Raw genomic sequence first — 21,328 nt, 5'->3', positions numbered from 1 at the left:
AAGCCTGAATCGCGATTTCGTGGAGGGAAGATGGGCCAGCATAAAAACGACTGTCTGGCCTCGAGTCTACCAAAAACGAGATGCAACGTTCCTCAATTGTAGCCAGACGGCTCCGCCCGTCTGAGCTGGCGAGTCTCCAGACATCGATCGTCAACGACGTGGGAGGCGACTTCGGATCTCACCAGAAGTCAGCCGCAGCATGCGGCGAGAGCGAGATCACGATAAATCGGAAGAATGCTATTTGGGGAGGGGGATTGCTTGGGTTAACATCTCCAGAAGTCGATCCACTTCAATGCGAGTTTCCGCGTCGAGAGTCCAGGCATTGGGTTCGCGGCGGCGATCGGTCGCAAACAAACCTCGTTTCACCAGAATGTACTTTTCGATGGCCAAGAATCCATCGAGCCCCGCCTGAAGTTGCAAGGCCACGATCGCACAGATTGGGAAGTAGACCCGGTACGCAGTCTCGTCGTCGCCGGCTTTCAGTGCGTTCCACAAAGCTACTATCCCATCGAGTAGGTCGGTGCCGGGCATGGTGCCAACGACGCCGCGGCGAAACGCATCGATCAGTAGGATGCCGCCCGAGCCGTCGAACATACTGGCCCGGCTGCCGCTCGCGTCTCGAAGGTCGGACAAGTTGGGTCCAATTGGCGCTCCCTCCGGTTTGAAAAGGATCTTCTGCGGCCCGTATTGATCGAGCAGACGAACGTAGAAATCCGTTGGGATCGCAGCGCCGACATAAGACGACGCATCTTGAACGATGAGCGGAACGGGCACGGCATCCGCCAGTGTGCTGAAGTAGTCTTGGAGTGCCGCTAAAGGCAGCCGCGTGGTGACGGGGGGAATTGCCATCAGAGCGTCGCAACCGGCTTCGACGGCCGCCTCCGCAAAGTAAACAGCTTGTTGAATGCTCTCCGCGCCGACGCTCGCGACAACGGCTCCGCGACCAGCCGTCATTTCTACGATGAGTCGATTGAGATTGACTCGCTCTGCCGACGTCAGTCGCAGGATTTCCGAAACCATGGCAGAACAGACACCGTTGCTACCTAATTTGAACGCCCAGTCGATTTGTCGTTCAAGGCTGTCGCGATCAATCTCATCATGGGCGTCAAACGGAGTGCTTAGTACGGGAAAAACACCTTCCATGCTTGGTTTCAGCTTCGTGGTCTGCATGCTTTATCGTCGGTTATAGGGACACGGTGGGTGGATTGCAGCGATTCAATCCAGAAGTTTTTGGATGGCATCGCTCATCGCCTCGCCAGTTCGTTCAAGGCAGCCACGATCGAACGGCGTCTGCCATACAGGATAGGTATCGATGTCGTACAGATTCGCTGGCGGCAGGTAGCCGACCGTACCGTTGACAATGTTCATGCAGATGAGCGCGTGATCGGGAAAGCGGCTTCGCAATTCTTGCTGCAGGTGCGAGTAGGCCTCGCCCGCACAGCCAACAATCACAGCGTCACCGATCCTCCAGGCATACACGGGGAGCGCGAACGAAGAACCATCTCCGAGCCACCGCCGGATATCCCGTTTCCGTCGCAAGCGTTCTTCCAGAGCTCGGTCATCGCAGGCCATCCGCTGCTGTTCGAGTGCTTCCGCAGTCGGCCACTCTTTGAGTTTCAGGTCCACTGTCACTTCGATGGCCTGCAATGCTGATGAGATCTCGTGGGGTTGGTATTGCCAGAGTGCCAGCGGCGCGCCAGATTCCATGACGCCCTCGAAGCATAGATGACATCCGACCGGATCCATGTCGTTAAGAGTTGCCAAAACAGCATGCCCCAATTGCTTTCCATGACGATCGGCCACTTCGACATCGCCGACGTATTGATGCTTCGGCGAGAGCTCCCCTGACATCCCTTGAAGAAAGAATGCTAACGCACCGGTTGCCTCCTCGACCGTCTCCCGCATTGCCCCGATATAGTCGGGGGAGATCGCTGTGTTCGCCCAGGCCAGTGTGGTTGGGTGGCAGGCGTAGTTGACCAGTGTTGCTCGGACCGTCCCTGCCGGATCGGTGATGCGTCCGACCAGCAATGTATCGTCTGCAGCGACAGCTGGATTGTAACCGCAGATCATTCGGTTTGCCGTTGGATCAGGGTCTGGGAAATCGCGTGCGACGGCGAGTCCACATCGCCCTACCTGCCAGTCTAGAACGGATTCGTTAGCGGTCGCCAAAGCACGATTGATGGCGCTAAGGGCGGCTTGATAGACGAGCTCAAACCACGGTTCGAGCAGTTCACTGCCGGGTAACGACGGATCGGGCTGCATCAAGGGGGGCGACGCGTGCGTATGGCTCAAGGCAAAGATCAGGCGGGACGATTCGAGGTTTACTTCATCGAGCAGTCGATTCTGAAACCGACGAAACAAGTCCATCCCACGCCACCAGCCCAGGTCAGCATCGACCAGAACAAGAGGATCACCATCAGTTAAAGGACCAATCGTCAACGCGGTGAGTGTCAAGGATCGATGGATCGAATCGGCAGTCTCATGCGTGGCCGCGCCCCAATTTCGCGAGTAGATACCAACTGGTGGCGTGATGTCCTCACGGGCAATCCCGATGCGGCCTCGAAATGAACAATGTCGCCGGGTAGTTGGAGGCGGAGCAGGTGAATGTTGATTCATGGAGCCTGAATGTTGAATGTACGCTGAGAAGAACCAAAAGTCTGGCGGCTCCGATCACGCGTCGGAGTTGTGAACAATTGCATTGCAGTCCCCTACCAATCACCCACACTGCCGTCTCGATAGAAGACACGTTGCGCAATCTCCTGTTCAAACGGGTGTTTTTTTACTTCGTCTTCGTTGATCGAGATTCCCAGCCCAGGCCTCGTGTTCGCCGACACGGTTCGAGTTTTCTTATCGACGGTGAATCCTTCGTCGACAATATCATCCCGCCAGGGGACGTCATTGTGAACAGACTCGCAGATGATGTAGCTCGGCTGTGAGAACCCAAACTCCAGCGATGCCGCTGTGCTGACGGGGCCCTGTGGATTGTGAGGGGCGAGTGCGATTCGATAGGCGTCGGCAAGCGCAGCGATACGTCGAGCTTCGGTGAATCCCCCGCAGTGGGTCAGGTCGAGTTGGCAGATCTCGCATCCTCGGGCGACGAACAAATCACGAAAAGCCGCCAGATGCGTCAGCCTTTCTCCCGCTGCGACGGGCGTGGCGATCGCTGCGTTAATGGCTGCAAGCCCTTCCACGCTCTCCGGCCAACAAGGTTCTTCGAAAAAGTAGAGTCCGTACTGATCGAGAGTCTTTGCGAACTGCATGCCCATCGCGGGTGAAGGTCGCGCGTGACAGTCCACCATGATGTCGATGTCCGCTCCGACCGCCTCGCGCATCGCAGCAACACATGCATCGGCCGCCTTGATTGGTCCCAGGCCTTCGATTGGCATCGTGGGTGGCACCGCCATAGATTTAAACGCTGTGAATCCGTCTTCAACTGCTTCCTGGGCCAGATCCGCAAACTGTTTTGCATGGTCGACGGGTGTCTCATAAAAACTCTCCAGATCGCCGCCGCCAAGGTGGCAATACAATCGGATCGAATCTCGAACGCTGCCGCCCCACAGCTTGTGACACGGAACTCCGTAAGCCTTACCGACGATATCCCACAACGCTAAATCGATTCCGGAAATCGCCGTTGAACGCGTCACTCCGCTGCCGTGCCAGAAGTGCTGCCGCCACATCATTTGCCAGAGATGTTCGACACAAGTTGGGTCCTCGCCGATTAGGAGAGGCGCCAGATCTTCGATTGTGCCGACAACGCCGCGAGTATGCCATTCCAGCGTCGCCTCCCCCCAGCCATAGAGGCCCGGTTGGTCGGTGAGCACTTTCACAAATATCCAGTTCCGCATGCGGGCGTGACAGACATGCGTTTGGATCGCTGTAATTTTCATTGCTTCAGCCAATTTCGAATGTGACGTGATGTGTCGCCCGAGTGTACGAGCTACCGGTCGTACAATGTTTTTGATTTTGTCGCCAAAGTACTTGTTTTTGTCGCCGAAGACAAGTACGCTGTGGGCATGTCAATCACTTCCTACATCAAGAATGACCTCGCGGCGCAGCTGAGATCGGGGCAGGAGTCGCCCGTTCAGCTGACCCTGGATTCACTCGCGGGCCATTACCAGGTCAGCCTGACGCCTGTTCGGGCTGCAGTGGCGGAATTGATTGAAGAAGGGTTGCTGCAGAAAGGCGAAAACAATCGACTGACAGTCGCACGCCCGAGTGGCAAACGCCCCCGCGCCGATCACGAGCCTCGGTCGCCGGAGCCGCCGCGTGATCCGTATGACGATATTGCTAACGACTTGGTGCAACTCAGTCTGAGCGGTGAACCGGTGTATTTGCGTGAGGAAGTGACCGCTGAGAAGTACGGCATCAGCCGCTCGGCGATCCGCAACATTCTGCATCGACTCGCTGGTGAAGGCGTGCTCGATCACATTCCACGACGCGGCTGGCGTTTGCGGCCGTTTCGGCATGACGATCTTCTTGCCTTCATTGAAGTACGTGAGGCGTTGGAGCTGAAAGCATTGGAACTGGCTCGGCCGAAACTGGACACCGACGAACTGGAACGCCTGCTCGAATTGAACACGGCTCCGGGATCAGGCCGGGGGAAACTCTGCGTAAACGAGTCTTTGCACGACTACCTCATCGTCACAGCGGGCAACGCCTATATCCAAGACTTTTTCGATCGTCAGGGGCGATACTACAGACTGTTATTTGTATGGGAGGATCGAGATCGTGATGTAGCGCTCGAGACGATGCGTCAGCACCGAGAGATCCTGACCGCTCTACTGAAGAGGAATTGGTCGGCGGCCAAGAAAGCGCTTTCTCACCATATTCGAGACAATCACCCTGTTCTCGCCAGGGAGCAAAAATCATGATTGATTCATCGTCGCGATCTCTATTTCAGCGATTGCCCAATCACGCATTGACCGTCATCACAGCGTCGACGCCCGACAAGCAAAAAACACAATATCACAGGCTCATCCATTCCTTTCCCGTGTCTATGTGAGAAAATCAGATGAAGCGTTGTCTTTCGAAGTGGAACCCTGGCTTCACTCTTGTCGAGTTGCTTGTCGTGATTGCCATTATTGGCGTATTGGTCGGATTGCTGCTTCCAGCGGTCCAGGCAGCTCGGGAGGCAGCTCGCCGAATGCAATGCTCGAACAACATGAAGCAACTGGGGTTGGCCATTCAGAACTACCACAGTGCGTACAATCAAATCCCCGCCGCAGCCACGCATTTCCATGGCTACAATAACAACGCGACCTATCCCCAAGTGAGCGGGCTTATGTTTTTGATGCCCTTTATGGAGATGGGTGCGCTGCATGACGCCTTTTCGCAGGACGCCAAGAACGCGGCCCCTAACTCGTATCTGTGGGATTCTCCCTCGCTACAGGCTGCTGGCCCACAAGCTGCGTTCATCTGCCCCTCAGCGGCGAACGGAGATTCGACCGAGATCAATAACATTTCCAAAAGCCTATACGTATTCTGTTTGGGTGATGCCATGTGGCACAATGCGAAGTCCGATGCGTCTGAAGGCATGGCCATTGCCAAAATCGATATACGCAGCATGTGGGTCAGTGCTCTGGCTTCCAACATGAACGCGAATAAGCGGCGATTTCGAGACATTCTCGACGGATTGAGCCGCACGATCGCGATGAGCGAAGTGGTGGGTGCTCCCCGAGACCTCGCGCTCGTTCGAGGCGACGTTGCGAACTTCAACGGGATGTACGACGGGACAACTGCATCCGCAGCACCCTGTCTCACCGTTCCAATGACCCCCGACCGACTCTCTTATGTCACTCCTGCGGACTGCTGGCGTGGATTGATTCTTGGTGACGGGAGAGCCATTAATAGCCGATTTACAACAACGCTCTCTCCCAATTCGCCGTCTTGCGCCTACGCCGGCAATAACGATAGTTGGGGCACGTTTGCTCCTACCAGCCATCATCAAGGCGGGGTGCAAACTCTCTTGTTCGATGGGGCGGTTCGATTCGTGTCCGACTCGATCGACAGTGGAAACCTCAACAGCTACCAGGTCAAGTCTGGTGAGAGCCCCTATGGTGTTTGGGGAGCGATGGGATCGCCTCAAGGGAATGAAACAGTGTCGCTCGAATGAATGATCTACAAACGTCATCCTCGATTCATGCCTCGTCTGTCGCTCCCGTCGGACGAAGCAAATTGAGAGAGCGTTTTAGTTCATCTGTAGTTCTTGCGTTCCGAAACTGTTGGTTCATTTAATAGGTTAGCCACCTTCGATCGACATCCACTGCTGACGGGTGGGATCGCTATCCTGCGTTCATACATAATCCTCCTTAACAACGAAATGCAAAGATGAAATCACTATCCATTTCCAGGTTTCTCGTCATCGGACTAGGGGCGGCGTTTTTTGCGGGCTGTTCGGGAGAAGAACTCCCCGTTGGCATGCCAAGCTTGCAGCCGGTCAAAGTAACGATTGTGCAGGGTGGCACGCCGCTGGAAGGTGCTAGCGTTCAGCTCATGCCGGAAGATGCTTCGAATACTTGGGCCAGCGGCGGATCCACCGACGCCATGGGCGTCGTCAACATCATGACACTTGGAAAGTATGACGGAGCGCCGGCGGGGACATACAAGGTAACCGTGGACAAGATCAGTAGTGACGGGCCGGTCGCAGCAGCAAACGATCCTGCCGGGGCTCCACCAGCAGCATTGTTCCGTCTTGTCGACCCTCAATTCAGTTCATCGAAGACCACGGCGGCAGAAGTCACGGTCGCCGAAGGTGTGCCCGCGGAAGAAACGATTGACGTGGGACCGGCCATTAAGAAGGAGCTTCCGAAGCTATAGGATCGACTGTCGTAATTTTATTCATCTGCAAAAAAGCGTTGCGTTATGCTATCGAAGATATTAGTTCTCTCTAAGGAAACCTACTCATGAGCAAATTCTCTTCACGACGTCAGTTCATACAAGCAGTCGGCTTGGGCACCTCGGCACTTGGTGCAGGCATCACGGCATCGGCTCAAGAGACTGGCTCAGTACCGAAAGACGCCAGTGGTCAGGTGATCGCGGGCTTTGAGAACAGCCACGCCGACCCGAATGCATCGCAGAGCTGGCAGCCATTCTCGGATCGCAAGATTCGCGTGGGCATTGCTGGCTACGGGTTGTGTCGTTTTGGAGCGCAGTTCGGTTTCCAGAATCACCCCAACGTCGAGGTCGTCGCGGTCACGGATCTCATCCCCTCACAGTGCGCTGAGTTGGCGAAGGTGTGCGGCTGTGAAACGACTTACCCGTCGTTTGAGAAGATGATCTTGGACGATCGCATTGAGGCCGTGTTCATCGCGACGGATGCGCCCAGCCATGCGAGGTTGGCTATCCTGGGGCTAGAGCATGGTAAGCACGTGGCGTCAGCAGTACCCGCGGTCTTCGGATCGCTCGAAGATGCCGACCGATTGTTTGAAGCGGTCAAGAAGAGCGGTCAGAAGTACATGATGTTTGAGACGTCCTATTTTCGTCCCGATTTGTACGCGATGTACCAACAGTACCAGGCGGGCCAGTTCGGTGAGTTGGTTTACTCTGAGGGTGAATACTATCACTACTTCGGAAAGCTTCTTGGCGGGTACAACCCCAAGACAAAGCAGGTAGACAGCAACGGATGGCGCAAGGGGCTGCCGCCGCAATACTATCCAACCCATTCCAACGCCTACTACATCGGTGTCACTGGCGGGAGCTTTACAGAGGTTTCTTGCATGGGCAACCACAGCATCATTCCGCATTTGCAGGCGGCCAACAACGACTACAAAAACCCGTTTGGATCTGAAATCGCTTTGTTTCGTACCAGCGAAGGTGGGATGTCGCGGATGGCGGTCTGCTGGGACATGCCGTCGGCGCATGGCGAGCAGGGCCGGGTTTACGGACAGCAGACCGGCAAGGGTCAAGCCAAAACCGACCGCCCACCGCTACCACCTGGCGTTGCCGGTGGCGGGCACGGCGGGTCACACGGCCTTCTCACAAGCGAATTTGTGGACGCCATCCTCCGCGATCGCAAGCCTTGGGTGGACGTGGCCCAGTCCCTGAACATGACGGTGGCGGGGATCGTCGCCCATCAATCGGCTTTTCGGGACGGGGAACTATTGAAAATTCCTCAGTACGTGATGTGAAGCTTGCTGTGAGAGCGTCTCGGGACACATCGAGTGAGTTGTTGAGGGAGCGGAACTCGCCAAGAGCTTCGGTCACTTGGCAACGGGAAAGTCGCGACGACGTCCGCTGTAATGAATGAAAGGGAAGCATGGGAGTTGAATCGTTTGCGTTGGCACCACTTGACTATCTGGCAATCGGCGCCTTTTTTGCGATATTATCGATCGTTGGATATTGGGCCGGACGCGGCGAACAGGCCAGTAGCACCGAGTATTTTCTAGCCGGAAAGAAACTCCCGTGGTACGTCGTCGGTGGATCGTTTATTGCATCGAACATCAGCAGCGATCATTTTATTGGCATGATCGGTTCGGCGGTCGTGTTCGGCATCTCCATCTCCATGCTGGAGTGGGGCAATATGATTACATTCTCTCTCTTGATTTGGTTTTTTATACCCTTTCTGTTGTCAGCCAAAGTTTTCACAACGCCGGAGTATCTGGAACTCCGGTTCAACTCCGCGCTGCGTCAGATCTTTGCCGTCGTCACGGTGATCAGCAACGTGGTGGCATTCTTGGCGGCGGTGCTTTACGGCGGTGCGCTGGCGTTGTCAAGCTTGTTCGGTTGGGATCCCTGGTTCGCTGTCATCGCACTGGGAATCGTATCGGGCATCTGGGCGATCTATGGGGGCTTATCGAGCGTCGCGTGGACCGATCTATTGACAGTGGCGGTCATGATCGTGGGAGGCCTGACTGTCACGATTCTTGGCTTGGACGCGCTGGCGGGTGACGGCGGATCTTTGATCGATGGATTTCGCATCATGATCGAGCGGAATCAAGCGACGCATGGGCAGTGGGCGGAGGCTGTCGCGGTCAACGCACATCATCTTGCTGGCGGGGACGCCGGTTCATACGATCGCATGTCTCTCTTTCAAGGTGCAACTCATCCGATCGTTCCAGCAATCAGTCTCTTACCTTTCATCCTCTCGGTGGGCGTTTGGTACAACGTGCTGAATCAGTTCATGATCCAGCGTGTGCTTGGTGCAAGGAGTGAATATGATGCCCGGATGGGGATTGTGTTCGCAGGTTGGATCAAGGTGATTATGCCACTGATCACAGTGGTGCCAGGGATGATATTGTTCGCGCTGCATCCTGAAATTTTGCTGGGGCCGTGGGATCAGGTGAAGCCTGAAGCCGACAAGGGCTACGTGCAACTGATCCAGTCGCTGGTGCCAGTGGGTCTGCGCGGCTTGCTGCTAGCGGCGCTCTTTGGTGCGATCCAGTCTACCGTAAACTCGGTGCTCAACTCGACCTCGACCATCGTCACGCTCGACATCTACAAGCGGATGTTTCGCCCCCAGGCGTCGGATCGGGATCTCGTCACAGTGGGCGTGATCTCATCGGTCGTCATCCTGGCGATCTCCATCGTGCTGGGCGGATTCGTTGGCAGGCTTGGCGGCAGTTTGTTCGAGTATATTCAATCGCTTTATGCGTTTTTTGCACCTCCATTTGCCGCAGTTTTTGTTCTTGGCATCCTCTGGCGGCGGATCAACGGTACCGGTGCGCTGGTAACGGTCATCTCTGGATTCGGTTTGGGCATCGCAATCAAGTTGGTTTTGAACTTTGCCGCCACCCCTCCCGCGTGGCTGGTGCCCTACGCCAATCAGGCATCGATCAACTGGTTCTTCTGTTTGGCAGTATGCAGCGGTGTGAGTTTGCTGACGCCTCCGCCACGGGCTGAGCAGGTGACCGATCAACTCACTTTCAACTGGCGCAAAATGAATATTTTCAGCGACCTCGGCGACCATTGGTACTCCAGTGTTGTGACGTGGTGGGGATTGTTCATCATCACGATTTTAGCGTTGTTTATAATATTCTCCGGTTTCGTTTTACCCAGCGGTTGAGCTCACCTGAACCTGCGGATCGGCCGACTGGCCGGATGCCCCATCCTCAGGAATCGTGACGGCCACGACCGCCGCGCCCACGCTATCGCCGAAGACATTCACGGCGGTACGGAATCGGTCGAGCAACCAATCGACCGAGAGGATCAACCCGATGTACTCCAACGGCAACCCGACGGCGCTGAGCACGATCAGCATCGTTACGAGTCCGGCTTCCGGGATACCGGCGGCGCCGATCGCCGCCAACGTCGCGGTCACGGCCACGATGGCCTGTTGCGATAGGGTCAAATCCATCCCAATGACTTGGGCGATGAAGATCGCGGCGGCGGCCTCATAGAGCGCCGTGCCATCCATGTTGATCGTGGCCCCGAGCGGGATCACGAAGTCAGAGGACCGTTTCGAGATGCCTGCGGACTTGGCGCACTCGAGCGTCACCGGCAGTGTTGCTGAAGAACTCGCGGTCGAGAATGCCGTCAACAATGCTTGGCTCATCGCGACAGCATAGCGGTAGGGGTTCTCGCGGCGGACGATCCAAAAGATCAAGGGCAAGACGATGAACGCATGAATCGCCAGGCCGATCAAGACGGTGGCAAAGTACCAACCGATCTGTTGAATTTCCTGCAGAAACTTTCCTTCCGCTTGCGCCTGGCCGAAGCGAGCGGTGACCAAACAGAAAATACCCAGGGGCGAGATCTTCATCAAGATCATGACGAATGCGAGGAGTGCATCATTGGCTTCACTCACCAGCGTCGTGAGCGTACGGGTTCGCCTTGGCATTGTCGTCAGCAAGGCACCGAAACAGATCGTGAACACGATGATCGGTAGCAACTCCGTCTCCGCCGCGGCTTGAAATAGGTTGTCCGTGACCAGCATCAACGCGAGATTTTTTAAGATCGTGCTCGTACTTGGCACGTCATCGGCGGCGCTGGGAATTTCACCGAAGACGTCGGCGACCTCCGCTTCGGTCAGTCCGCTCTCTTCCGCTAACGTTCTCCGCAGCACGTGTTTCGGCTCTTCAGCTCCCTTGTCGAGCTGCTCCAGGCGGGCTGGATCGACCGTACCGACACCGGGGCGGATGATGTTGACCACCACTAGACCGACCAACACCGCCAGCACCGTGGTGCAGAAATAGTAACCGATCGCAGCGGCGCCTGGTTTGCCAAGCCGCCGGACGTCCCCCAATCCCAAGATCCCGCACATCACCGAGGTGAATACCAGCGGCACGACGATCATCTTGAGCGACCGCAAGAACAGCTCACCGCCGATTTCAAAATGCATCGCGACATTGGGCCACAACAACGCGAGGGCGATCGCGGCGACGATCGCCCCGGCGATCCAGTACGTCAACGCGTTGCTGTGTTTGGGTGCGTTGGGGTCGTCTGTCATCGTGGGGGTCCTTCATTGCCGGGAGAATGTGGAGCGGGCTGCCCTGTCCAGCTACCTCAGTTCGATTATGGGCCAATGCGATGGGTATCGGAAGCATACCCTGTCGAGACGTGTTGCTGGGCTGACGACGGCCCGATCTAATAGGCGTCTGGGAGAATCATTCGTATAAGATTGAATAAGGAAAGCAGCGATGGCGACACAATCGGTAGCGAAGAAACGGACGAAGACGGCAGCGGGTGGCGGTCGGGGAACAGCCGATTCGGCAGGGAATACGAGCGGCAATGCAAAGCGTTCCAAAGCCAAAGTCAATCGCTTTCATCAACGGCTCGGGACGCTGACCTATTCCCAAGCCTGCAAGCTGCTGCTCGATGAAGGCGCGAAACTCATCCAACGCGGTGGTCAAGCGTTCGAGATCCAGTCCGACCGTGATGTTTTCTTGGGCGGCGATCTGTTCCGTGTCCGCGTCGAGGATGCCGATACTGACAACGGTGTAGCCATCGCCTCGTTGACACTCTCGTCGGACCGCAAGAAACAGCTCGCCGTGAATTGTGATTGCTGCGACACGCCCTGTGTTCACGTGGGCGCGGCGCTCGAGTACTTGCTCGATGCCAAGAGCGTTCTCGGTCTGGCCATGCCCCCGGACGAAAGCGTGCCGCTGGAGCACTTAACGCCAGCGGAACTGCGGCACCGCATGCTCGCCGACCGGGAGAAACGCGCCTCGGAGGAAAAGATGACCGTCCGGTCGATCAACTCGGAGAAGCCATGGACGGATTACGTCGTTACCAGCTCCGGCAGTGGACGGACGTACCGGGTGGCGCTGCGGAGTCTTGACGGCGACGACTCATACTGCACCTGTCCGGATTTTCGCACCAACCGGTTGGGAACTTGCAAGCATGTGGTGCACGTGCGGAGCAAGATATCGAAACGATTTTCTGCGGCGAAACTGCGGGCGCCCTACCGTCGCAAACGATTGTCGCTCGGACTGCGATACGGTGATTTCGAGGGCGACCGGGCAACAGGACTGCAGTTTTACCTGCCCCATGAATCCACCAAGGCAGGTGGCGATGAGAAGTTAAGCGAGTTGGTCGGCGAATTCACTGAACGCTCCACCACCGACGCCGTCGCCGTGATGGCGCATGTGCAGGCCCTCGAGACGGCTGGATATGACGTCACGATTTTCCCCGATGCCGAAGCCTACCTGCAGCGGAAGCTGACGCAGCAACGCTTGAAGCAGCGGTGCGATGAAATTCGCCAAGACGCTGAGAATCATCCGCTGCGGACTGAGCTACTCGACGCTCAATTGCTGCCCTATCAACTCGATGGGATCGCGTTCGCCGTCGGCGCAGGCCGCGCGATCTTGGCTGACGACATGGGGCTCGGCAAAACAATCCAAGGCATTGGGATCGCGGAGTTACTATCCCGCCTCGCCGATATCCGCCGCGTCTTGGTCGTTTGTCCCGCCTCGCTGAAGGCTCAGTGGCGAGCTGAAATTACCAAGTTCTCGGACCGCTCGACTCAGATCGTGATTGGCAATGGGGAAGAGCGCTGTGAGCAGTATCAAAGCGACGCGTTCTTCACGATCTGCAATTACGAACAGGTGTTGCGAGATCTCTCTGCGATTGAGAACGCTCCCTGGGATCTGATCATCCTGGACGAAGGCCAGCGGATCAAGAATTACGAATCCAAGACCAGCAACGTGATCCGGCAGCTTCAAAGCCCGTTCCGGCTCGTGCTCTCAGGTACGCCACTGGAGAATCGCCTCGGCGAACTCTTCACGGTCGCACGCTTCGTCGATGATGATCTGCTCGGCCCCGCCTACCGATTTTTTCATAATCACCACGTCGTTGACGAGCGCGGCAAGACGCTGGCCTATCGCAATCTGGATACGCTGCGTGAAACGATGTCGCCGATCCTGCTGCGGCGGACCCGCACGGAAGTCGCCCGGCAGTTACCCGAACGGACCGACCAAGTCGTCCGCTGTGAAGCGACGGCCGAGCAGCTCGAGATTCACGACAATGCGGTCCGCATCGTGGCCCAAATTGCTGGCAAAAAGTTCATGACAGAAATGGACAGACTGCGGATGCAGAAGTGTCTATTGCTCGCCCGGATGGCCTGCGACAGCACGTATCTCTGTGATCAAGAGGCGGCCGAATACAGCAGCAAGCTGGAGCGGATCACCGAGGTGATGGCCGAATTGATTGCCGATCCAAGTCGCAAAATTGTCTTGTTTAGCGAGTGGCGACGAATGCTCAGCCGCATTGAATCGCGTATGGATGAGATGGGCTGCGAGTACGTGCGGCTCGATGGGAACGTGCCCCAGAAAAAGCGAGCGGAGATTGTCGCGCGGTTCCAAAATGATCCGGAGTGCCGGGTGATTTGCATGACCAATGCGGGGTCGACCGGGTTGAACTTGCAATCGGCCAACACCGTGGTCAACGTCGACTTGCCATGGAACCCCGCTGTTCTTGAACAACGCATCGCTCGGGCCTACCGGATGGGCCAGAAGCAACCCGTCCATATCTATAAGTTCGTGACTACTCATGCCGCCTGCCCAACGATCGAAGAAGGATTGTTAACCACGCTGGCGGCAAAGCAAGACTTGGCGGACGCATCGATCAATATCGATAGCGACGTCAATGAGGTAGCGATGCAGAGCGGTATGGAGGATCTCAAGCGTCGGTTGGAGGTCATCTTGCCGCCGAAGTTGGCCGCGCCGGTGGACGAAAGCCAACAACGCCGCGTCGAAGCGGAGGCGGAGCGATTGGCGGGCGAGAAACGCCGTGAGCAAGTCGCCCAAGCCGGCGGCCAATTGTTATCGGCAGCGCTGTCCTTGGCCGGTGGACTGGTCGGCAACACGGCGGCGGAGCCTGACCAAGCGAAAGTGGACGCGTTAACGAGCAAACTGAGCGAATCGATCGAGCGAGACGAGCAAGGCCGACCGCAATTGAAAATCAGTTTGCCGAGCGATGACGCGCTGAGAGACTTGGCATCGACGCTGGCGCGGTTGTTGGGTTGAGCAGGGTTTTTTGACCCATTTTCATTCGCGAGGGACGTCGATTTTATGAGTGAGGCTTAGTCTGGGCTGTTAAATCATTGGGGTTGACGTCGTGTTTTTATTCCATTGACGTTGTTAGATTTTACCTCTCCAGCAGCTTTGCTGCGGGGGAGGTCGAGCGACGCCGTTCAGGCGTACGCGAGGGAGGGGACCGTCCACCCATTTCAACGTGATTGGCCCTGTGTCGATGCCCCCTCACCCGAACGTCGCTAAAGGCTCCGTTCGACCTCTCCCCCAGCAAAGCTGGTGGAGAGGTCGAAGAAAAACCTGCGCAAGCGATTCTTGTGTCAAGAACGAAGATTTACGGCTCATCCGATGGAAGCGTGCGCGGAGCACAGGGGCAGGTTTTTCTAGGCATGGCTCTAGTGTCCAATAATCTTACAAAAATGCGTCCCTGACGAACCAATGTCCGCCAGGGACCGGCAACACCATTGGCGTACCGCTTTTGCAGGGAAACGCTGGCGACCGAGATATCCCTTGCCAAGCCAGCACCTCTGCAGAGCTCGGCTCCGTTTCTCCCAGCAGCTCCAGTCTAACGTTCACTATCACCTCCGATAAATCAATCATTGGATACTGGAGCCATGCCTCCAAAACCTCCAGCGCACGCTTCCGTCGGATGAGCCAGATTTAACAGCCCAGCATCAGCCCGTAGTCTCATGGGCCAGTCCCGATCCGAAGTCGCGAAAGCGACGACAGCACTCTGCCGGGGACGTTAGTCCCCGGTCCAGCATGCAAAAGCTGGCGAAGCCCCGTGAGTGGCGGCAGTAAATGAGAGGTGCGCGCCAGTTGTGGAGTCGCTGTCGTCCCGTTCGGGACTATTGATCCGTGTTACGGTATGTCCGGGGACTTGCGTCCCCGGCAGAGAGCTTCCGTCCCTTTCGGGACTGAGTGCAGTCACCTCCGTCGAGCGAATTCGCTAGCAAAACCCTATGGATAGAAGAAGGGTTCGTCGCGATGCTAAACGCATCGAATCATTTTTCTAGCCTACTACTGCCATCGGGCCTGCAATGACAAATGCAAAACGGTCGCCGCTTTTGTTGATCAGACTTCGCAGCGCTGCGATTGCGCCGCAGCACGCCGTCGTCGGTTACCATATGCGAGCAGTCCCAACACACCGAAGATCGCGAGCGATGTCGGTTCGGGGACTGAGGCAGCTTCGGGGGTTAGCAGGTAGGCACCGCCGGTGCCTTGAGCGATGATTTGCCCGCTGCTGGTAATTCCTCTCGCAGAGTTCAAAGTAATGCCAAGACTGGAATTGATCAGATCGTTTAGGTCTAGCATGCTGGCGCCATCGTATAGAAACGCATGGCTGGCGATGTCGCCGGTCGTACTACTGTACCCAACGACTTGTCCTGAATCGTTGATTCCATAGGCATGGCTGTAGCTTCCGCCTAAGGTGCCCAGAGGGTGAAGTATAAATCCCGCGTCAACTGGCGCAGCGGCGAGCATGGCCAGCAGGCAGCAACTTAAAATCTGTTTCAAATTCATCGAATTTCCCAATAAGATCCAGAGCCAATACTAAAATGGAGTGTGCGGCACTGGTTCTAAGGGGGGGCGAGTTTGGCAACCCCCGTCTGGAAATTTTAAGCGGATTTTTTTCCCCCGTGGATCCACGGACCGTTCGTGCGGAGATTTGTTTTCGCGGGGATCGCTTCGAGGTGCGAGTCGGTCGCCGACTGAGCAGTCGCGAGGAACTCTTTCGATCTCACTCAATTAGCTGGCCCCGGCTAACGCCCACCAGCTAATTCAGCGCACAATTTGATCATGTCAACTCAATACCGAGCGTTTCTTCGCTTGTAATTTGGGTTGGGGATGGTGCGAGGAGCGTCCACTCGCTCCAGCCAAGCTTGCAGTTGATCATTGAGCTTCTCGGCTCGCTCGGGCATTTCTTTCGCGAGGTCGTGGGCTTCGGAAGGATCTTGGGCGAGGTCGAAGAGTTCAACGATGCCATCGTCAGGGCGATAGATGAGTTTCTGATCGCCCGTACGAATCACGCTGCCGGGGCGACCTCCAGGGTGATAGTGGGGGAAGTGCCAGTACAAGGGGCGATCGGCTAGCGATCCATTCTCAGCGAGCACCGAGGTGAAGCTGACGCCATCGACGTTCTCGGGCATCTCCGCTGGATCGACGCCAGCAATCTCAGCCAAGGTGGGTAGGAAATCGGGTGTGATGATCGGTACATCACTGGTCTGGTTCGCGGGCACTCGGCCCGGCCAGCGGACGATCAGCGGAACTCGAAGGCCGCCTTCGTACTGGGATCCTTTGCTCCCTCGGAGCGGATCGTTGTTCGCTGGCCCCTTTGCTCGCCCCTTCACTTCGAGGTCCAATCCGCCATTGTCGGCATACAAGATAACGAGCGTGTCGTCGGCTTTGCCCGATTGATCGAGGAAATTCAATAGCTGCCCCACGCTCTGATCCAGGGAGTCAACCATGGCTGCGTAATCGGCATTGGTTTGGGGGCTGTCCTGGTCGACTCGGTTTGCATATGCGTCGCGAGTGTCGTTATTGAAACGAAGCGGCGTGTGGACTGCGAAATGAGAGATGACGACAAACACGGGTTGTTCGGCATGCTCTTGGATAAAGTCGGTTGCCATGTTGGTAAGGCGGGAAACGCCTTTGGGATCATCTTGATTTTTTTCACGGTTGAAATTCCAGTCGTCATAGCTTTGGTCGAAGCCATGGCCCGCAGGGCTACCACCGGCATGCCATTTCCCGAACGATGCCGTGGTATAGCCTGCGGTCTTGAGTACTTCGGGGAGGGTGGTCCATGCATCCTTCAAGCCGCTGACGTTCCAATTGGGAGGTTCGCTGAGCTTCTCGTTGGGAAATTGTTTTGCTGAGCCCCGGATCCAGTTGGTAGTGCCTGTTCGCGCGGGATATTGGCCGGTGTAAAGAGACACCCGAGTCGGCGAACAAACCGTGCAGGCAGCATAGGCCTGATTGAACCGCATGCCCTGGGCGGACAAATTGTCGATGTTCGGCGTCCGGTGGAAGGTACTGCCGTAACATCCGAGGTCGTTCGGTCCCATGTCATCGACGAAGATCATGACGATGTTGGGGGGCTCTCCTACCGGCGGCTTCGCGTGTGCATTGCATGCCAACGCGACGCAGCCAAAGAGAGGAACGAACATCGTGAGAGTCTGGAGTCGAGACAGCATGGAGATCGTCCTGAGAAACGATAAGAGTGTGTGCAATTAGGATGACAGAATTCTATCGTAGTGGATACGCGACTGCGCAACGGGAGATCCCAAACCAGCGCGATCAGCCCTCCCCGAACCCAACTCCCTTCAGAATTCGCTTCCTTGGATGCCGTCTTGGCCTGCTGGAGTCAACAGAGCGCCGAGGACGCGGACTTGAATGGAAGACGCAATGAATCGGGTGCTGCCATCAGCCCTCGCAAAGTTTGCTCCCGCGATGTGTGCCGATCCCCAGTTGTCTCGGTAGGGAATACCTTTCAAGTCCGGCACGATGAGCTTTCCACGACGAACCGTCCCGTTGCTCCCGCCGATCCAGACCGGCTCATCCCAGTACCAGGAAGAGGGCGTTTGCACGGTGGGATCGTAGGCCTTCTCGCCGATTGCGATGGTATTGCTCAAGCCGTCTTCGACGTCGCGGAATCGCTTCCAATGCGGGCGATCCATCATCAGCCACTCATTGCCTGCATAATCCGTTTTCGCCATGATCAAACCACCTGATTCGTACTCACCATAGAGGTCACTGACCGTGGCTGTGGGAGTCCGGTTGGAACGGGACGGGCACCCGTAGATGGGAATGTTCGCGACGGGACGTGTTCCATCGTACAGGTTTCCCAGTTCGAGTTGTGGGAGAATACTGTAGGTCCAAGGTCCAGTTTGCATCTGGCCGACTCGCTTCGGGTCGCCGACTCCCCACAAAAGCAAATCGCTTGCGTTGCGTTCGAACGTCGATGGTTGAATCGCGGGTCCACCTAGCAGAGACAAGTCATTGCCGGACGCTGGGCCGCCGTTGGGAGGGATGAGACTGAATGAAGCATGGAAATTTTGCACGGCTAGAATCTGCTGTCGCATTCGATTTAAGCAGTCCAAGCGTCGAGCTGCTTCCCGACTGCTCTGGACAGCGGACAATGTTAACGACAGCAACAAACCGACAATCGCGATCACGATCAGAAGTTCGATCAGCGTAAAGGCACACCTTCGCATCGACATCTCAAAAGACCTTACTTTGGAGTCACTGTGCAGAATCTTCTTCTGGAACACGCCAAATTTCGGGGATGGCATTCAGGTTCTCTCGGCACTGCTGCCCGCTGACCTTGTAAACTAAAAATGCCCCGTGAATCGAATCGACTGGCGTTTGATCCCACAGCCATTTCTCGTCACTCCTCAGGCTCAACGATGATTGGCTGACAATCAGCCAGCAGTCGCCATCAGGTATCGCTGGCAAAACAGAAGTCACCTGCACGGAGGCTGTCGTGTCCGATCGCGCCAATTCATCCCGTGCCACTGTACCGGTCACTAAAAATGCCGGCCTGTCACCAGGATGCTGTTGAAACCAATCCTCCAAATCATAGCGTGACTGCTCCCAGTCCGTGGCATCGTTGTACAGATAGCGGAATCCTTGCGACGATCCACCGACAGCTTGGTTGAAAAATGGCATCCAGTCCGGTGCCACGCGCAATGAGGCTGACACAGACAACAAGCAGCCGAAGATTGCCAAACCACGCATCAGGTTCGAAAGAGTATGTGTTCGCCGCGATATCGTCTCGCGATCCGAGAACGCGTTGGCGACCGAGACAAACAGAAACGGGTAGGCCGGGATGACATAGCGAACCTGTTGTCCAATCCCGGATTTCACCGAAATGACGAACAGGATCAACATGGCTGAGGTTGCCGCAAGCGCGATCGATTGGTTGAAATGTTGAAATCGGCGAACGGTGGCAGCTAGTCCCAGGCCAATCGCCAACCAAGTCCCCAAAGGCAGCTTGACCATCATCGAGTAGAGGTAAAACCACCACCAGCTTCGCGTATGATTGCTGCCCCAAGCATAGGAAGAAAGGCCGCGATCAAAGTCATACTGTTGACGGTCCAGCCCCTGAAGATACTGGGCAGGAACCAATGTGGGCAGAAGCGCCAAGAATGTTCCGCGGAACCGATTTCCCGTCAACGACGGAACCGGCTCGTCATTCTGGCTAAGTGTGGTCGAAAAAAACTCATGCTCGCCGAGCGGTTGTAAGACGCCGGCGAATCGATAGGGAAGGCAAACAATCAGCCAGCAGATCGCGAGGCACAAGCCGGACTGGTAGAGCGTCGCTTTCCATTGATTGGCACGAGTGGTGATTAGGATCCACATTGCGAAGAGCGGCACCAACAATAACGCAGTGAACTTGCAAATCAATGCAACTCCAAAAGCCACTGCAAAGCCAGTGGCGTGGATGACTGTTCGGCCCTGAATCCACTTGGTGAATAGATAGGCTGACGCGACCATCATCACGGCGACGGGAACATCGTTTGTGATCAAGGATCCATGGCTCAGAACCTGAGGTTGGAAAGCCCACAAGGTTGCGGCGCATAAACCTCCGAGGCGGTTGCTGAGATCCCGGCCCCACAGATAACAAACCACCGTCCCGACGAGCGCAAAGACACTGACCAGCAATCGGCCTCGAAAAAGTCCCGATTGAAAATCGCTTGGATGTTGCAAGAACAAACGGCGACCAGCCAGAAATTCAGGACGATCGGGAGGCTCCCAGTCCGTTCGATCCAAATCGTTCATTAAGGACGAGCGTGACGCTGGAAACGTGCCGAGTCCGCGAATCAGTGGCGGGTTGACATTGAATAGCTGAACATCACCGTACTTCCAATACGCGAGTCCAGCATAGAAGTGGCCGAATTCGTCATGCACGGGTGAAGAACGATAGGCGTGCCATCCCAAACAGGCAGATTGAAGCGAAAGCAGCACCAGCATCAAAGCGACTGGCCAAGTTCGCACGACCCACCGATTGAGCGTCCCGCTAGTCGACAATCTCAACTCCAATTTGTGCCAGCATCGGAGTCATCCGGGTCGACACTCTGCCGCTGTTGTCACTGATGCTCACACGAATATTTGAATAGAAGAGTCCACGAAACTTTGATTTTTCTTTCAGCACAATACCGATTTGCAACGGTTCCTGAGAGTTGGATTCCTCGGCAGAACTCAGGTCAATCTCGATCGGTGCGTCGTCTTGCAACAGTTCCACGTCAGTAACTTCTAATTGACTTGCTTCAACGTTTTCCAGTTCCAGCTTGTGCACCAGCCGATTATTTTTCTGAGCTGAGATTGCGCCAACGAGCGACATTCGAGGTAAAAGCCGAGGACCGTTGACTCCGTCGAAGGCTAAAGTGGCTTCATCAATCGTTGCTTGATCCGACTTCACGGTCAGCTGGTGAGTGTTTTTTCCCAAGTTAGCCGCCGTGATTTGGATGTCAACTTTGTGAGCTTCGTTGGGCTGCAAGACCATTTGCCGCGGGTCAATTAACACGCACCCACAGCTAGGAACGATGTCGTCGATCCGCACAACCTGGTCGGTTTGATTGACCAAATTGATTTGATGCTTTTCACCGGAGCCAATAATGATCGATCCAAGCGAAACCTCCTTCCCCCGAAAAACCACTAGTTTTGCCGGAGAAGCGACAGCCTGCGATTTCGGAAAAACTTTGCTCTGAGTCAGTGCGTAGCCCGCCACGCATACGCCTCCGAGCAAACCTACTATTAGCCCGCCTCGAGCGAAACTTAGGCGTCGTTCGGAAATAATTTACCTGATTGGCATCGACCTGCGGCATACGGATTTGCATAATGGTTAAATGCCGGATGCAACACTGGTCGATGGACTCCGATCGAAATATAACGCGCTTGTTGATGACCTCGATGAGCGGGGCAGG

General features: G+C 56.0%; 15 protein-coding genes. 6 read left to right on the top strand and 9 right to left on the bottom strand.

Annotated features, from left to right (window positions below):
- Nucleotides 1–237 precede the first annotated feature (237 nt).
- From CA85_RS13125 to CA85_RS13115, 3 genes are all read right to left on the bottom strand, one after another.
- Nucleotides 238–1,170: a dihydrodipicolinate synthase family protein gene (locus CA85_RS13125; RefSeq protein ID WP_246112766.1), complete on the bottom strand. Its 933-nt coding sequence runs from the start codon at nucleotides 1,168–1,170 to the stop codon at nucleotides 238–240.
- 45 nt (nucleotides 1,171–1,215) lie between these two features.
- Nucleotides 1,216–2,616, bottom strand: coding sequence for an alkaline ceramidase (locus tag CA85_RS13120; RefSeq protein WP_146391804.1), 1,401 nt, complete (start codon nucleotides 2,614–2,616; stop codon nucleotides 1,216–1,218).
- Nucleotides 2,617–2,708: 92 nt separating this feature from the next.
- A complete protein-coding gene (locus CA85_RS13115; protein WP_146391803.1) occupies nucleotides 2,709–3,887 on the bottom strand; it encodes an enolase C-terminal domain-like protein in 1,179 nt (392 codons plus the stop codon).
- 126 nt (nucleotides 3,888–4,013) lie between these two features.
- On the opposite strand from CA85_RS13115, the gene CA85_RS13110 reads away from it, so the two are divergent.
- The 5 genes from CA85_RS13110 (at nucleotide 4,014) to CA85_RS13090 (ending at nucleotide 10,000) form a co-directional block, all read left to right on the top strand.
- Nucleotides 4,014–4,871, top strand: a complete 858-nt coding sequence (locus CA85_RS13110) for a GntR family transcriptional regulator (protein WP_146392013.1) — start codon at nucleotides 4,014–4,016, stop codon at nucleotides 4,869–4,871.
- A gap of 140 nt (nucleotides 4,872–5,011) precedes the next feature.
- The gene (locus CA85_RS13105; RefSeq protein ID WP_146391802.1) at nucleotides 5,012–6,112 is read left to right on the top strand and encodes a DUF1559 domain-containing protein; all 1,101 of its coding nucleotides are present in this window, start codon (nucleotides 5,012–5,014) and stop codon (nucleotides 6,110–6,112) included.
- Nucleotides 6,113–6,327: 215 nt separating this feature from the next.
- Nucleotides 6,328–6,816, top strand: a complete 489-nt coding sequence (locus tag CA85_RS13100; protein WP_146391801.1) for a carboxypeptidase regulatory-like domain-containing protein — start codon at nucleotides 6,328–6,330, stop codon at nucleotides 6,814–6,816.
- Nucleotides 6,817–6,902: 86 nt separating this feature from the next.
- Nucleotides 6,903–8,126 (top strand): Gfo/Idh/MocA family protein, encoded by a 1,224-nt coding sequence (locus CA85_RS13095; protein ID WP_146391800.1) that lies wholly within the window; start codon nucleotides 6,903–6,905, stop codon nucleotides 8,124–8,126.
- Nucleotides 8,127–8,275: 149 nt separating this feature from the next.
- Nucleotides 8,276–10,000 carry an SLC5 family protein gene (locus tag CA85_RS13090; protein ID WP_246112765.1) on the top strand — a complete coding sequence of 575 codons (1,725 nt, stop codon included), beginning with the start codon at nucleotides 8,276–8,278 and terminating at the stop codon, nucleotides 9,998–10,000.
- Here the strand turns inward: CA85_RS13090 and CA85_RS13085 are convergent.
- Nucleotides 9,986–11,383 (bottom strand): dicarboxylate/amino acid:cation symporter, encoded by a 1,398-nt coding sequence (locus tag CA85_RS13085; RefSeq protein WP_146391798.1) that lies wholly within the window; start codon nucleotides 11,381–11,383, stop codon nucleotides 9,986–9,988. The genes CA85_RS13090 and CA85_RS13085 overlap by 15 nt on opposite strands.
- A 190-nt stretch (nucleotides 11,384–11,573) precedes the next feature.
- On the opposite strand from CA85_RS13085, the gene CA85_RS13080 reads away from it, so the two are divergent.
- Nucleotides 11,574–14,399, top strand: a complete 2,826-nt coding sequence (locus CA85_RS13080) for a DEAD/DEAH box helicase (protein WP_146391797.1) — start codon at nucleotides 11,574–11,576, stop codon at nucleotides 14,397–14,399.
- Between the two features lie 1,080 nt (nucleotides 14,400–15,479).
- Here CA85_RS13080 and CA85_RS13070 read toward each other — a convergent pair.
- The 5 genes from CA85_RS13070 to CA85_RS13050 all read right to left on the bottom strand — a co-directional run bounded on the left by CA85_RS13070 (nucleotide 15,480) and on the right by CA85_RS13050 (nucleotide 21,132).
- The gene (locus tag CA85_RS13070) at nucleotides 15,480–15,926 is read right to left on the bottom strand and encodes an HAF repeat-containing PEP-CTERM protein (RefSeq protein ID WP_146391795.1); all 447 of its coding nucleotides are present in this window, start codon (nucleotides 15,924–15,926) and stop codon (nucleotides 15,480–15,482) included.
- Nucleotides 15,927–16,210: 284 nt separating this feature from the next.
- Nucleotides 16,211–17,596 (bottom strand): sulfatase, encoded by a 1,386-nt coding sequence (locus tag CA85_RS13065; RefSeq protein ID WP_146391794.1) that lies wholly within the window; start codon nucleotides 17,594–17,596, stop codon nucleotides 16,211–16,213.
- Between the two features lie 129 nt (nucleotides 17,597–17,725).
- On the bottom strand, nucleotides 17,726–18,694 hold the full coding sequence (locus tag CA85_RS13060; protein ID WP_146391793.1) for a DUF1559 domain-containing protein: 969 nt from the start codon (nucleotides 18,692–18,694) through the stop codon (nucleotides 17,726–17,728).
- Nucleotides 18,645–20,438 (bottom strand): ArnT family glycosyltransferase, encoded by a 1,794-nt coding sequence (locus tag CA85_RS13055; protein ID WP_146391792.1) that lies wholly within the window; start codon nucleotides 20,436–20,438, stop codon nucleotides 18,645–18,647. The genes CA85_RS13060 and CA85_RS13055 overlap by 50 nt, the downstream gene beginning before the upstream one ends.
- Nucleotides 20,422–21,132: a DUF1573 domain-containing protein gene (locus tag CA85_RS13050; protein WP_186774922.1), complete on the bottom strand. Its 711-nt coding sequence runs from the start codon at nucleotides 21,130–21,132 to the stop codon at nucleotides 20,422–20,424. The genes CA85_RS13055 and CA85_RS13050 overlap by 17 nt, the downstream gene beginning before the upstream one ends.
- Nucleotides 21,133–21,328 lie beyond the last annotated feature (196 nt).

The sequence above is a fragment of the Allorhodopirellula solitaria genome (assembly GCF_007859855.1).
Lineage (GTDB): Bacteria > Planctomycetota > Planctomycetia > Pirellulales > Pirellulaceae > Rhodopirellula > Rhodopirellula solitaria.
Note: the sequence above shows the minus strand (reverse complement) of the source record. Positions and strands in the feature narration are given on the sequence as shown.

Bases quoted from the DNA above. Each gene is read 5' to 3' on its own strand.
- CA85_RS13125 (WP_246112766.1), bottom strand. From the start codon at position 1,170: ATGCAGACCACGAAGCTGAAACCAAGCATGGAAGGTGTTTTTCCCGTA.
- CA85_RS13120 (WP_146391804.1), bottom strand. From the start codon at position 2,616: ATGAATCAACATTCACCTGCTCCGCCTCCAACTACCCGGCGACATTGT.
- CA85_RS13115 (WP_146391803.1), bottom strand. From the start codon at position 3,887: ATGAAAATTACAGCGATCCAAACGCATGTCTGTCACGCCCGCATGCGG.
- CA85_RS13110 (WP_146392013.1), top strand. From the start codon at position 4,014: ATGTCAATCACTTCCTACATCAAGAATGACCTCGCGGCGCAGCTGAGA.
- CA85_RS13105 (WP_146391802.1), top strand. From the start codon at position 5,012: ATGAAGCGTTGTCTTTCGAAGTGGAACCCTGGCTTCACTCTTGTCGAG.
- CA85_RS13100 (WP_146391801.1), top strand. From the start codon at position 6,328: ATGAAATCACTATCCATTTCCAGGTTTCTCGTCATCGGACTAGGGGCG.
- CA85_RS13095 (WP_146391800.1), top strand. From the start codon at position 6,903: ATGAGCAAATTCTCTTCACGACGTCAGTTCATACAAGCAGTCGGCTTG.
- CA85_RS13085 (WP_146391798.1), bottom strand. From the start codon at position 11,383: ATGACAGACGACCCCAACGCACCCAAACACAGCAACGCGTTGACGTAC.
- CA85_RS13080 (WP_146391797.1), top strand. From the start codon at position 11,574: ATGGCGACACAATCGGTAGCGAAGAAACGGACGAAGACGGCAGCGGGT.
- CA85_RS13070 (WP_146391795.1), bottom strand. From the start codon at position 15,926: ATGAATTTGAAACAGATTTTAAGTTGCTGCCTGCTGGCCATGCTCGCC.
- CA85_RS13065 (WP_146391794.1), bottom strand. From the start codon at position 17,596: ATGCTGTCTCGACTCCAGACTCTCACGATGTTCGTTCCTCTCTTTGGC.
- CA85_RS13060 (WP_146391793.1), bottom strand. From the start codon at position 18,694: ATGCCATCCCCGAAATTTGGCGTGTTCCAGAAGAAGATTCTGCACAGT.